The sequence below is a fragment of the Streptomyces sp. cmx-4-9 genome (genome assembly GCF_046548835.1).
GTDB lineage: Bacteria > Actinomycetota > Actinomycetes > Streptomycetales > Streptomycetaceae > Streptomyces.
Window position 1 is genome coordinate 871,302 of sequence record NZ_JAEBEE010000001.1, and the last position, 12,193, is coordinate 883,494.

Genomic DNA, 12,193 nt, shown 5'->3' on the forward strand with positions numbered 1-12,193 from the left:
GGAGGGCCGGGTGCGGGGGGCGGGCCGGGCGGGCCGGGTTGTTGCGCCGTGCCGCTGGTGCTCGCTCGCCTCATCGCCTGTGCCTCCCTCCCCCGGCTACGCGGGGTGCCACCCCCGGGGGACGGTCCATCCCTGCCCTCCCGGAGGTGCCCGCTAACGGCGGAAAGTGGTCAAGTCCTGCGCGGCCGGGACAGATCAGACGACTCCGGAGTCGAAGGCGTTCAGGATCTCGGCCGGGTGGGTCACCCGCTCGACCATCCCCTCGATCACCTGGGCGAGCACGGGGTGGTCGATCCCGCGCAGGGCGGCCAGGTCCAGTCCGGAGAGGTCGGGCAGCCGGCCGGGGCACTTCGCCCGCGGGGCGGCCGCGGAGTCCTCCTGATGGTGCATCACCATGGGTTCCCCGTCCCCCTGTCGTGTCGCCATGGGCGGTCCACCTCCCTTTCCCTGTGTCCGAGGCCGGGAAACGGGGGCCCGGAAGGGGCCCGGAACCGGCACCCGGGCTCCGGGCCCACCTGCTCAGGGGCCCGCCTCCAGGATGCGTATCCGGGCCCGCAGCGCCGCGGCGCGACCGCGGGCGCCCTCGCGGGTACCGGTGTCGGCTCCGGCAGCGCCCGGGTCCGGGCGCCGGCCGGCGCCCGGGTCCGCATCCGCGTCGGCTTCTGCGGTGGCAGCCGCCTCCCCGGCTGCATCCGTCCCGAGCCGCGTCCACAGCTCCAGTGCGGAGCGGTACGCGTCGAGGGCCGCCCGGGGCCGGGCCAGCCGCTCCAGTACCTCCCCGCGGGCTTCCTGGACCCGGGCGGCCAGCCGGACGGCGGCCCCCCGGCGGTCCTCGCGGTCCTCACGCTCCCGGCGGTCCTCGGGGTGTGGACGCCCCTCGTGCCAGGGGCGGTCCGCCGCCTCCGGGCCCTCCTCCCGGTCCGCGACCAGGGCGGCCAGCCAGGCCCGCCGGTAGGAGTCCGCGGCCCGGTCGAGGCGGTCCGCGGCCCCGGTGTGGCCGTGGACCTCCTGCTGGAGGTCGCCGTGGTCCCGCCAGGCCAGGGCCTGGTCCAGGGGGCTGCGGCTCTGCCGGACGGCCAGCTCCAGCAGGTACTCCGCCTCGCGCAGGTCCACCAGGTCGCCCTCGTGGACGTGTCGCAGCCGCAGCCCGGCCGCGAGCCTCAGCAGCCGGTGCGCGGCCCGCGGATCGGACTGCGGCACTGCGGCCCGGCTCTCGCGCAGCACGCGTACGGCGGCCCCGGTGAAGGGCCGTCCGCCGGCGGCCCGGGCCCGCTCCAGGAGGACCTCGCCCCACTCGGGCAGCAGCTCGCCGTAGGCCTCGCTGTCCCGGGGGACCAGCCGCCGGGCCCGGCCGTACGCCTCGGCCGCGTCCTCCAGGGCCGCCGGGTCCGCGTCCCGCCCGTACCGGGCCCGGTGCACCCGGGCGGCGCCGACCAGGGCGTCGATGCGCAGCCCGGGCTCGCCGGCGGCCTCCTCCAGGGCGGCCGCGAGCTGCGCGGCGGCCTCTTCGAGCCGGTCGGGCAGGTGGCGCAGTGCCTCCGCCCGCTCCACCCGGACCCGGGCCCGCTCCGCCGGGGCGGCCGCCGGGTCCACGGCCAGCCGGGCGGCGGCCCGGGCGGCCAGGTCGGCGCGGTCGGCCGGGTCGGGGGTGACGGGCAGCAGTGCCAGCAGCACCCTCCCCAGCGCCAGGTGCAGTTCGGGGTGCCCGACGGGGGCGGGCGCCGGCGCGGCGGCCGGCGGGCCCGCGTGGGGGCCGGGTACGGGGGGCGGGTCGGGCGGGGGGCCCGCCAGGGGTTCCAGGGCCGCCCGGGCCTCCCGCAACGCGCCCGGCTCGTCCCGCAGTTCGCTCAGCCTGATCAGGGTCCGGGCCCGCCGCACCGCACAGTCGCGGCGCAGCGGGGCGTCCAGGCCGGGCAGGGCGCCCGCGGCTGCGAACTCCCGGTCGGCCGCGGCCAGCAGCTCCGCGTCCGGTTCGGCCGCCAGGGCCCGTTCGTACAGCACCCGGCCGTGCGCGAGCCGCGCCGCGGCCGTGGCCAGTGCGGCCACGGTCTGCTCGGCCTCGGCGAGCAGGGCGGGGTCCCGCTCGGCCGCCCACAGCCGCAGCAGGGCCAGGGCCAGTTCGGCCTCCGCTTCCTCGGGCGGGTCCCCGGGGCCGGCCGGGGCCGCGAGCGCCCGCCGCAGCACCGCCACGGCCTCGTGCAGGGCCCGGGCGTCCACGCCCCCGCCGGCGTCGGCGTCGGCGAGCCGGTCCCGGGCGGTGCGGACGGCGGCGGACCTGCCGGGCGCCGGGGCCGCGGGCGGGGGCGGGGGCTCGGCCCCGGGGCCGCTCTCCGGGAGGCCCGGCAGGTAGCGCCGTACGACCTTGGCCGACACCTGCGCGAAGGCCTGCGGGAGGGGTTCCGCGGGCGGCCGCCCGTCGTCCGGGGGGCCCTCGGCGCCGCCGGGCACCGGCGCCCCGGTGAGCTGGGAGACGGCCAGGGCGGGGAAGTTGCGCACGCCGCGTCCGAAGTGGGCGAGGACGTACTCCGAGCAGTGCTTGAGCACCAGCGCGGCCTCGTCCCGTCCGAGCGGTCCCAGCAGCACGTCCTGTACGCCGGGGACGAACGCGTACCACTGGCCGGGGCCCGGTCCGCTGCGCCGCAGCAGCCCGCTGAGCAGCACTTCCGCCAGGTCCGAGGGTTCCGAGTCCGGGAGCATCGTGCGCTGCACCAGCCGCATCACGGGCAGGGTGAGGGGCGCGGCGGCCAGGTACAGGGCCAGCTGGACGGCGCGCGGCGAGGCCGAGGACCGGAACCGCCGGACCAGTTCGCGCGGCGGCCGGGCGGCCGCGGGCGGCGGCGCGGGGGCCGCCGGGTGCGCGGCCAGGACGCGGGCCACCTCGGCCGGTACGGGGCCGGTGCCGAGTCCGGCGACGAGCCGGGCCCAGGCGCCGAGGGCGATGGCGCCTGGGGGCAGTACGGGTACGGGCAGGCCGCCGGCGGGGCGGCCCGGGCGGGGCGGGCGGTCCGGCCGGAACCTCAGCCGTCCTGCGCCGCCCTCGACCCGGGTGACGGCGCCGCGCTCGGTCGGCAGCCAGCTGCGCCCCCACAGCCGCTGCGGCAGCGGCTGCACGACCACGCACGGGGTGCACTCGGCCCACCGGTACAGCAGCCGCTGTGCCCGGCCCTCCCGCCACAGGGGGCCGGTGCAGTCGGAGACGACCATGGTCAGCTCCCGTCCGGTGGGGTCGCGCAGCTGGTCCCCGGAGCGCAGGGCGGTGGCGGGTAGGGGGCCGCGGCCGAGGGCGGGCGTGCCGTCGGGGAGCCGGTGCAGGTAGTGGACCTGTACGTCCCGGAAGGCGCCGAGGCGCTCGCAGACGGCCCGCAGTTCGTCGAACACGTCCTGCCAGACCGCCATCGACGGGGAGGCGTCCATGACCAGCCGGGCGGTGGCCTCGCGGCGGGTGTCGGGCCGCAGCACCGGGACGATCAGGCCGAGGGCCCGGGCGCTGGCTTCGGCGGTGGCGCCCTCATCGAGCACCTTCCGGGTGGGCGGCCCGGCGGGCCGGTGCTGCTGGAGGGCGCGCAGGGCCCGCTGGATGTCGAGGATCCGCGGCAGCGCTGCGGCCCGGGGCACGCGGACCGGTACGCCCGGCTCCGGGGGCAGGGCCGGTCCGGGGGGTGCCGGGGAGCGGCGGGCGCCGGCGGCGTGGAGGCTGACCGGGTCCCCGGTGTCGGCGTCCGGCGCGGCCGCCGGGTCCGGTCCGGGGTCGGAACCCGGGTCCGGGTCCGGCTGGGGTTCGGGCTTCCCGGGTGCGGCGGCCGGCCGGCCCGCGGCCGGGGCCCCTGGTACGGGCGTGCCCGGCGGGCGGATCTTCGCGGCCAGCCACAGGGCGTCGCAGAGCTCCTCGGCGGTCGGGTCCAGCCCGGCCGCGCGCAGCAGCGCCGCCAGTTCACGGATGGGCACGGCCGTTCACCTCGGACGGTCGAGGCGCTGGATGAGCAGGTCCGCGAGGTCTTCCCGGGTGGGCGGGGCCGCGTAGTGGGTCAGGTAGACGGCGTTGAGCAGCTGGTCGGCGGCGACGAGTTCGGACTGCGAGCGGCTGAGGAACTCCCGGATCAGGTCCGCGCCGAGGCGGGCGGCTTCCTCCCCCAGGTGGGCGCGGACCATGGTGGCGAGCCGCTTCTCGCCGGGCTGGCCGAGTTTGAGCTGGATGCAGCGCCGCAACAGGGCGGCGGGGAAGTCGCGTTCGCCGTTGCTGGTCATGATGATGAAGGGGAAGGCCCGGCAGCGGACCCGGCCCCCCGCGACGGCCGCCTTCGTCCCGTCGTCGGTGAGCACCCGCACCTCGGGTTCGGTGTCGGCGACGCGCTCCAGCTCCGGGAGGGCGAACTCGCCCTCCTCCAGGACGTTCAGCAAGTCGTTGGGCAGGTCGACGTCGCTCTTGTCGAGTTCGTCGATCAGCAGCACGCGCGGGCGGGCGGTGGGCAGCAGGGCGGTGCCGAGCGGACCGAGGCGGATGTACTTTCCGATCCCGGGCGCCCCTCCGGGCGCGCCGCCGGATGCCGCGGGTGCGCCGCCGGATGCCCCGCCGCCCGCGGCGATCTGTACGTCCTGGAGGCGGGCGAGGGCGTCGTAGCGGTAGAGCCCGTCCTGCAGCACGGTCCGGGAGACCACGGGCCAGCGCAGCACCCGGCCCAGTTTCAGCTCGTGGGCGACGGCGTGCGCGAGGGTGGACTTGCCGGTGCCGGGGAAGCCCGTCACCAGCAGGGGCCTGCGCAGGTAGAGGGCCGCGTTGACGGCGTCGAGCTCCTCGGGTTCCGGCCGGTGCTGTTCGGCGGCCTGCCGGTGGGCCCCCAGCCGCCGGGCGATGGCCCCGTCGGCGGCCGCAGGCTCCCCGGGGCCGTCCGCGGGAGCGCCTGCCCCGCCCACGGGCCCGCCGTCGAAGTCCCGCCAGGGCGGCGGATCGGGCAGGGCGTCGATCCCGTCGTGGGGCTCGCCGACGCCCCGGTAGATGAGCCACTCGTCGTTCATCGGTGCTCCTGACTCGCGCCGCTCACAGGTCCCCCCGGAGCGGCTCGTCCTCGGGCAGGGCCCTCGCCGGGTCGTCCCACACCAGTGCGGTCCCCGCCGCCCAGTACGCGTCGGGGTCGGCGCCGTACGCCCGCCCGCGCAGCGCCCGGAGCCGCTCCGGCAGCGCCTGCGCCCGGCCCGCTCCGGCCAGTTCCTCGCGCAGCCCGCGGTGGAACGGCGCGCACGAAGCCCCCGCGTCCGCGGAGGGCCGCCGGCACACCACGACCCCGTACCCGGCGTCCCGGACCGCGTGCAGCGACCCCAGCGTGGGCTCGGCGTCGGGAGCCCGGCAGTGCACCGGCACGGTGTTGTCGGGGAGCCCGGCCAGCCATGCGGCCGAGGGGCTGCGGGGGCGGCCCCGTACGCAGTCCGCGCGTTCGTCCAGCAGGGGGCCCGCCTGCACCCGCGCCCAGCGGGCTCCCGCGTCGGGGGCCTCGGCGTCGGCGGGGTGGCAGGGCGCCGCGGGCCGGTCGGCGGGGTGGCGCAGCACCACGGGCCGCTGCACGCCGAGCGGCACCCCGCCCTCCAGGGTCCACTCGTCGACGGGAAGCCCGAACAGCGCCGGCTCCACGGCGACTTCGAGCAGGGCGGCCGCCTCGTGGGTGTCGCAGCGCCGGAAGGCCTCCGCGAGCGGGTCCCGCAGCACCTCGGGCAGGCGGGCCGGCGGGACCCGCACCCCCGAGTCCACCGGGGTGACCCGGCCCGGGCTCGCCGGGCCCGCGAGGACCGAGACCCGCCAGTCGCAGACGTCCTCCCAGCCGTGCGCCCAGGCCTCCAGCAGGACCGAGGCCCCGGGCGGGGGTCCCCCGGCGGCGCGCACCGGTCCGCGCCCCTGCCGGCCGGCGGAGGCCCGCCGCCGGCGGGCGCGCTCCGCGAGGCCCCGCTCGTGCCGTTCGCCGAGTTCGCGCCGCAGCGGGCGCCACAGCCGCTCGGCCGTGACCCGTACCCAGTCCCAGAGCTCCTCGTCGGCGCCGGGCACGGGCGGCTCGCGGTGGTCGGCGACGCTCACGTCGGTCGCGTACCGCAGCACGGCGGCGGCCTCCCCCTCCCCGCCGGGCGGGTCGTACAGCAGTCCGAGCCCGTCGCGCCAGCTCAGCGGGGCCGGCGGATGCGGATCCGGCTCCTCGCCGCGGGCCGCCTCCACCAGGGCCCGGACGAGCTCGGAGGAGCCGGGCGGCGGCAGTTCGGCGAGCAGCCCGCACAGGGTGGTGCGTTCGCCGGGGGTGAGGCGGCCGCGGACGCCGTACGGGTCGGTGTCCGCGGCGGCGAGCTCCCCGTGCACGTCGGTCCAGGTCCGGCGGGTGTCGAGGTCGCTGAGGTGGTGGTCGTAGTGGTGCAGGTCGTGGGCCTGCATGACCCGCCGGTAGAGGCCGGTCCGGCCGGGGCCGGCGGCGGGCAGCGTGCGCAGCTGCACCACGGAGACGGCGAGCCCGCCGCCTCCGGTGGGCCGCCGGGCCTTGACCACGCCGACGACCTCGCCGCGGGCCAGGTCGACCACGGGCCCGCCGGACATGCCGGGGGCGATCTCGTCGTCGTCGCCGAGGCGGATCGCCGCGCCGTTGCCGGCGGTGCCCCGCAGGCGGGTGGTGCGGCCGGTGATCTCGGGGGCGCCGAGGTCCTCGGTGCAGCCGAAGTACGCGACCTCGTCGAAGCGGGGCCGGGAGCGGTCGGTGAGCCAGACGCAGGCGTGCGAGACGGGGGCGAGGATCCGGACGAGGGCCAGGTCCGGGAGGTCCCACAGGGCGCGCGGGGCGGGCCGCCGTCCGTCGAGCCGCTCCGGCAGGACGCACTCCACCCGGCCGGTGACGGTCCCGGTGGCGGGCCCGTTCCCCGCGTACCGGCCCGACTGGAAGGTGATGCCGACCTCGCGTCCGGTCAGCCGCACGGCGGCCCCCCCTTCACCGACCACGTGGGCACACGTCAGGACCCAGCCGGGGGCGATGAAGAAACCGCTTCCCCAGGTGGGCGCGGACGTGTGGCTGCCGTGGGGGTCATACCCGCCCGGAGGGGCGTGGACGCGTACCGTGGCGGCGTGGACCAGGGGCTCCAGGAGCTCGAAGGCGCGCGCTGAGCCGGTCGTGCGCCCGTCGGTCATCCGCGCCCCCCGCTCGTGAGACGTCCAGGCTAGCGCCGGGGTCACCAGGGGTGTGAGGTGTCCGTGCGCCGCGGATTATCCTGGCGGGAAACACCCCCATCACGGCACGGAGCCCGACTTGTACTTCACCGATCGCGGCATCGAGGAGCTGGAGAAGCGGCGCGGCGAGGAGGAGGTCACCTTCGAGTGGCTCGCCGAGCAGCTGCGCACCTTCGTCGACCTGAACCCGGACTTCGAGGTCCCGGTGGAACGCCTGGCCACCTGGCTGGCCCGGCTGGACGACGAGGACGACGAGGACGGGGCGTAGGCCCCCTCCCCGGGATCGTGCGGGCGCACGGCTGCTGCGCCGCGGGCGCCGGCGCGCGGGGCACGGGATACGGGATACGGGAACGGCCCGGCCGCCTGAAGGCGGCCGGGCCGTTCCCGTCTTCGCGCCGCCCGGCCGGGGTGGCGCGAACGGGGGTGTACCGGGCGCCGGATCAGGCCGCCTTGGTCTCCCAGAAGATGCGGTCGATCTCGGCGATGAGGTCGAGGGCCTTCTGGCCGGTCGCCGGGTCGTTCGACGCCTTGGCGGCCGAGAGGGCCTTCAGGGTGTCGTTGACCAGGGTGTGCAGCTGGGGGTACTTCTCGAAGTGCGGGGGCTTGAAGTAGTCGCTCCACAGCACGGAGACGTGGTGCTTGGCCAGCTCGGCGCGCTGCTCCTTGATGGTGATGGCGCGCGCACGGAAGTCGGCGTCTTCGTTGGCCTGGTACTTCTCCTGCACGGCCTTGACGGACTGGGCCTCGATGCGGGCCTGGGCAGGGTCGTACACGCCGCACGGCAGATCGCAGTGGGCGGAGACCTTCGCCTTGGGGGCGAAGAGGCGGGAAAGCATGGGTGTGTCCTCCTCGTGATCGTCTTCTCAAGGGGGAGATTACTCGCTGGGGAACGGGTTTTCGCGGTCACCCCCTGGGGCTTGGGACAAAAGTCCAGCGCCGCGGTCGGTCCGGTGAGCGAACGTACGGGGCGGTACGGCAGCATGCGGGAGGGACGAGGAGGTCGCTCATGGTGGACAACCGCCGCCGACGGTGTGCGTTCGAGGTGCTGGAGGTGTCGGGTCCCTCGATGGTTCCGACACTGCTCCACGGGGACCGGCTGGTGGTCCGGTACGGGGCCGCCGTCCGCCGGGGCGCCGTGGTGGTGCTGCGGCACCCCTTCCAGCAGGACCTGCTGGTGGTCAAGCGGGCGGTGGAGCGGCGGCCGGGCGGCTCCTGGTGGGTGCTGGGCGACAACCCGTTCAACGAGACCGGCGACAGCTCCGACTACGGGCCGGTGCCGGACGAACTGGTGCTGGCGACAGCCGTGCTGCGGTTCCGGCCGCCCGCGGCGGATCAGCGTTCGCTGAGGGCGCGGCTGTCCTGGGCGGTGTCCGCGCTGCGGCCGCTGCGGGCGGACCCCTCGGCCTCGCGGCGCTTGCGGGCCCGGTAGGCGGCCACGTTGGCCCGGGTCGCGCAGCGGTCGGAGCAGTAGCGGCGGGACCGGTTCGTGGAGGTGTCGAGGTAGGCGTTGCGGCAGGGCAGTGCCTGGCACAGGCCGAGCCGGTCGGGCCCGTGCTCGGTGAGGTGGAAGGCCAGGCCCATGGAGGCGATGGCGGCGTAGCCCGCGGACGCGTTCGACGGGTGGTCGGCGAGGTGGATGTGCCAGTGGGGGCCGCCGTCGGTGAGCAGGTCGTGGCCGCTGACCTGGGGGCTCACCGGGAACTCCATGAGCAGGGAGTTCAGCAGGTCGACGGCGAGGACGTGGTCGCCGCCGTCGGCCGCCTCGAAGACGGCGCGCAGCCGGCCGCGGACGTTGCGGAAGCGGGTCACGTCGGTGTCGGTGACGCGGCGGGCCATGTGCTCGCTGGCGCCGAAGAGGGTGCGGACGGCGTCCACCGAGGTGAGCGAGTCCTTGCTGCGGGCCGGCTCCTCGGTGTTGACCAGGCGCACGGCGTAGTCCGAGTAATGGGCCAGTTCCACTTGTAGTCCTTACGGCTGCGGCTTGGTGTCTCGGTAACGGCTGAGACACGTTCGAGGGTATTACGCGTGGAGGGGTTCGTGACGACAGCCGGGAGCCGGCCCCGCGCCCCGGGTGCCGGACCTCGCGTGCGGTACGGGAAGTATCACGGACCGCGCCCTCGGGCGGTTCCCGGATGCGACGACTGCGGGCGCGGACCCGGACCGGGCGCCGCCGGGCGCGCCCCCCGGGCACGCAGCCGGGCCGGTGGCGGGAGCGGGTGCGGCCGGACATGCGCGAGGGGCGGTACGGGTTCCCGTACCGCCCCTCGTCCGTCCGCGGGTCCTGCTTACAGGACCTTGGAGAGGAACGCCTTCGTCCGGTCGTGCTGCGGGTTGCCGAGCACGTCGCGGGGGTTGCCCGACTCGACGACCACGCCGCCGTCCATGAAGACGAGGTTGTCGCCGACCTCGCGGGCGAAGCCCATCTCGTGGGTGACCACGATCATGGTCATGCCGTCCTCGGCCAGGCCGCGCATGACGTCGAGGACGTCACCGACCAGCTCCGGGTCGAGCGCCGAAGTGGGCTCGTCGAACAGCATCAGCTTCGGCTCCATGGCCAGCGCGCGGGCGATCGCCACGCGCTGCTGCTGGCCGCCGGAGAGCTGGGTGGGGTAGTTCCCGCCCTTGTCGCCGAGGCCGACGCGGTCCAGGAGCTTGACCGCCCGCTCCCGGGCGACCGCCTTGGACTCGCCCTTGACCATGACGGGCGCTTCCATGACGTTCTCGATGGCCGTCATGTGCGGGAAGAGGTTGAAGCGCTGGAAGACCATGCCGATGTCCCGGCGCTGGGCCGCGACCTCGCTGTCCTTCAGCTCGTAGAGCTTGTCGCCCTTCTGCCGGTAGCCCACCAGCTGGCCGTCGACCGAGAGCCGGCCGGCGTTGATGCGCTCCAGGTGGTTGATACAGCGCAGGAAGGTGGACTTGCCGGAGCCGGACGGGCCCACCAGGCAGAACACCTCGCGCGGGGCGACCTCGAGGTCGATGCCGCGCAGGATGTGGGCCGGGCCGTACGACTTGTGGACGCCTTCGGCCTTGACCATCGGCTGGGCGGTCACTTCGCCACCTCCGTACGGCGGAACATGTTCAGGTTGGCCTTCAGCCGCTGCAGCGGCGTGGGCGGCAGGGTGCGCAGCGAACCGCGGGCGTAGCGGCGCTCCAGGTAGTACTGGCCGACGCTGAACACGCTGGTCAGAGCCAGGTACCAGATGGACGCGACGAAGTACATCTCGATCACCGCACCGGCCGTGGAGCCGATGTTGGAGCTGGCCCGCAGGAGTTCGGTGTACTGCACCGCCGAGACCAGGGACGAGGTCTTCAGCATGTTGATGAACTCGTTGCCGGTCGGCGGGATGATCACGCGCATCGCCTGCGGCAGCACGATCCGGCGCATGGTCTGCGTACGGGTCATGCCGAGCGCGTGCGAGGCCTCGCTCTGGCCCTCGTCGACGGACTGGATGCCGGCCCGGACGATCTCCGCCATGTAGGCGCCCTCGTTCAGGCCGAGGCCCAGCAGGGCGACCATGAACGGCGTCATGACGTCGACGGTCTCGTTCTTGTAGATCGGTCCCAGGTTGATGTACTGGAAGATCAGCGGGAGGCTGAACCACACCAGCAGCTGCACGTAGACCGGGGTGCCGCGGAAGAACCAGATGTACAGCCAGGACACGAAGCTCGTGACCGGGTTGTTCGAGAGCCGCATCACGGCGAAGAGGATGCCGAGCACGAGGCCCAGCGCCATCGAGGTGATGCTGATGACCACGGTGTTGCCGAGGCCGGCGATGACCGAGGGGTCGAACAGCTTGTCGCCGACGGTCCCCCAGATGACCTTGCCCTGGGAGAAGGCGTAGATCAGCCAGGCGAGGAGCACGGCGACCACGACGGCGCTGATCCAGCGGCCGTAGTGCCGTACGGGGATGGCCTTGATCGCCTCGTAGGGGGTGCCCGGGGCGCCGGGTCCGGCCGGAGTTTCGGCCGGACCCTTGTCGATCTTGTCAGTCACGGTGACTGCCCTTCAGTGGAGCGCTCGATCACTGACCGGCGTTGATCGTGGCCGACGGAACTGCGCTTCCCTTGACGTCCCACTTCTCCAGGACCTTGCCGTAGGAGCCGTCCTTGATGATGGCGTCCAGGGCCTCCTTGAGGGCGTCGCGCAGCTGGGTGTTCTCCTTGGAGACCGCGATGCCGAAGAGGCCGACGTCGGCCTGCTGGCCGCCGACCTCGAAGTCGTTGCCGCCGCCCGAGGTCTTCGCGATGTACGCGGCGACCGGGTAGTCGTTCAGGTCGGCCACGGCGCCGCCGGCCTTGACGCGGGTCTGCGCCTCGGCGTCGGTGTCGAAGGCCTCGATGGTGAGCTTCTTGTCGCCGCACTTCTCGGCCTGGGCCTTGAAGGTGTCCTCGTAGATGGTGCCGCGCTGAACGGCGACGGTCTTGCCGCACAGGTCGTCGAGCGACTTGACGCCCTCCGGGTTGCCCTTCTTGAGGATGAGCGAGACGCCGGAGGAGAAGTAGTCGACGAAGTCGACGCCCTTGCCGATCTTGGCGCCCTTGTCGTCCAGGCCCTCCTGCCGCTTCTTGTTGTCGGTGATCGACGACATGGCGACGTCCTGGCGGCCCGTCTCCAGCGAGGTGATCAGGCCGTCGAAGGTGCCGGAGGTGAACTGGAACTTCACACCGAGCTGCTTGCCGAGGGCCTCGGCGATGTCGGGGTCGACACCGACGATCTTGCCGCCCTCGGTGAACTCCATGGGGGCGTAGGCGGCGTCCGTGCCGACCTTGACGACCCCGGCGTCCTGGATCTTCTTGGGCAGCTTGGAGAACAGCGGGGCGTCGCTGGTCTTCTCCTTGCTCGCAGAACCGCTGTCGGTCTGGTCGCCGCAGCCGGTGAGGACCAGGGCGCCGGCGACCGCGATCGCGCCGACCGCGGCGATCCGGGACCGGGCGGCGGTCGTACGACGGGTGATGCTTGCGGTCATGAGCGGGTTCCTCCGGCTGGTGGAAAAGCACCGAAAA

At 75.0% G+C, this 12,193-nt stretch carries 11 protein-coding genes and 1 pseudogene; 3 read left to right on the top strand and 9 right to left on the bottom strand.

All coding sequences use genetic code 11. The features are described from left to right. Window positions 1-195: 195 nt before the first annotated feature. From fxsA to ACLJTM_RS04080, 4 genes are all read right to left on the bottom strand, one after another. Window positions 196-426, bottom strand: coding sequence for an FxSxx-COOH cyclophane-containing RiPP peptide (gene fxsA, locus ACLJTM_RS04065; RefSeq protein WP_411101923.1), 231 nt, complete (start codon window positions 424-426; stop codon window positions 196-198). Window positions 427-519: 93 nt separating this feature from the next. Beyond that, the gene (locus tag ACLJTM_RS04070) at window positions 520-3,945 is read right to left on the bottom strand and encodes an SAV_2336 N-terminal domain-related protein (protein ID WP_411101924.1); all 3,426 of its coding nucleotides are present in this window, start codon (window positions 3,943-3,945) and stop codon (window positions 520-522) included. A 6-nt stretch (window positions 3,946-3,951) separates the two neighbouring features. Continuing rightward, complete coding sequence (locus ACLJTM_RS04075; RefSeq protein WP_411101925.1) at window positions 3,952-5,013, bottom strand: AAA family ATPase; 1,062 nt, start codon at window positions 5,011-5,013, stop codon at window positions 3,952-3,954. A gap of 22 nt (window positions 5,014-5,035) precedes the next feature. Further along, the gene (locus ACLJTM_RS04080; protein ID WP_411101926.1) at window positions 5,036-7,147 is read right to left on the bottom strand and encodes a trypsin-like peptidase domain-containing protein; all 2,112 of its coding nucleotides are present in this window, start codon (window positions 7,145-7,147) and stop codon (window positions 5,036-5,038) included. Between the two features lie 118 nt (window positions 7,148-7,265). Between ACLJTM_RS04080 and ACLJTM_RS04085 the strand changes: the two genes are divergently transcribed. After that, window positions 7,266-7,454 (top strand): DUF6104 family protein, encoded by a 189-nt coding sequence (locus ACLJTM_RS04085; protein ID WP_411101927.1) that lies wholly within the window; start codon window positions 7,266-7,268, stop codon window positions 7,452-7,454. 172 nt (window positions 7,455-7,626) lie between these two features. On the opposite strand, the gene sodN is transcribed toward ACLJTM_RS04085, so the two are convergent. Further along, window positions 7,627-8,022: a superoxide dismutase, Ni gene (gene sodN / locus ACLJTM_RS04090; protein ID WP_411101928.1), complete on the bottom strand. Its 396-nt coding sequence runs from the start codon at window positions 8,020-8,022 to the stop codon at window positions 7,627-7,629. A gap of 170 nt (window positions 8,023-8,192) precedes the next feature. Between sodN and sodX the strand changes: the two genes are divergently transcribed. Then, window positions 8,193-8,615, top strand: coding sequence for a nickel-type superoxide dismutase maturation protease (sodX, locus tag ACLJTM_RS04095; RefSeq protein ID WP_411101929.1), 423 nt, complete (start codon window positions 8,193-8,195; stop codon window positions 8,613-8,615). Here the strand turns inward: sodX and ACLJTM_RS04100 are convergent. Continuing rightward, window positions 8,519-9,145, bottom strand: a complete 627-nt coding sequence (locus ACLJTM_RS04100; protein ID WP_411101930.1) for a CGNR zinc finger domain-containing protein — start codon at window positions 9,143-9,145, stop codon at window positions 8,519-8,521. The two genes, sodX and ACLJTM_RS04100, sit on opposite strands and share 97 nt — an antisense overlap. Window positions 9,146-9,242: 97 nt before the next feature. Between ACLJTM_RS04100 and ACLJTM_RS04105 the strand changes: the two are divergent. After that, window positions 9,243-9,353: pseudogene (locus ACLJTM_RS04105) on the top strand (SAM-dependent methyltransferase); the annotation flags it as partial. A gap of 118 nt (window positions 9,354-9,471) precedes the next feature. Here ACLJTM_RS04105 and ACLJTM_RS04110 read toward each other — a convergent pair. The 3 genes from ACLJTM_RS04110 to ACLJTM_RS04120 are packed head-to-tail and all read right to left on the bottom strand — an operon-like array spanning window position 9,472 to window position 12,156. Next, entirely contained in the window at window positions 9,472-10,224 is a 753-nt protein-coding gene (locus tag ACLJTM_RS04110; protein ID WP_411102274.1) for an amino acid ABC transporter ATP-binding protein, read from the bottom strand. 11 nt (window positions 10,225-10,235) lie between these two features. Further along, a complete protein-coding gene (locus ACLJTM_RS04115; protein ID WP_411101931.1) occupies window positions 10,236-11,183 on the bottom strand; it encodes an amino acid ABC transporter permease in 948 nt (315 codons plus the stop codon). 28 nt (window positions 11,184-11,211) lie between these two features. Then, a complete protein-coding gene (locus ACLJTM_RS04120) occupies window positions 11,212-12,156 on the bottom strand; it encodes an ABC transporter substrate-binding protein (RefSeq protein ID WP_411101932.1) in 945 nt (314 codons plus the stop codon). Window positions 12,157-12,193: the final 37 nt, after the last annotated feature.

Excerpts from the sequence above, each read along its gene's own strand:
- fxsA (WP_411101923.1), bottom strand. The coding sequence starts at position 426 with ATGGCGACACGACAGGGGGACGGGGAACCCATGGTGATGCACCATCAG.
- ACLJTM_RS04075 (WP_411101925.1), bottom strand. The coding sequence starts at position 5,013 with ATGAACGACGAGTGGCTCATCTACCGGGGCGTCGGCGAGCCCCACGAC.
- ACLJTM_RS04080 (WP_411101926.1), bottom strand. The coding sequence starts at position 7,147 with ATGACCGACGGGCGCACGACCGGCTCAGCGCGCGCCTTCGAGCTCCTG.
- sodN (WP_411101928.1), bottom strand. The coding sequence starts at position 8,022 with ATGCTTTCCCGCCTCTTCGCCCCCAAGGCGAAGGTCTCCGCCCACTGC.
- sodX (WP_411101929.1), top strand. The coding sequence starts at position 8,193 with ATGGTGGACAACCGCCGCCGACGGTGTGCGTTCGAGGTGCTGGAGGTG.
- ACLJTM_RS04110 (WP_411102274.1), bottom strand. The coding sequence starts at position 10,224 with ATGGTCAAGGCCGAAGGCGTCCACAAGTCGTACGGCCCGGCCCACATC.
- ACLJTM_RS04120 (WP_411101932.1), bottom strand. The coding sequence starts at position 12,156 with ATGACCGCAAGCATCACCCGTCGTACGACCGCCGCCCGGTCCCGGATC.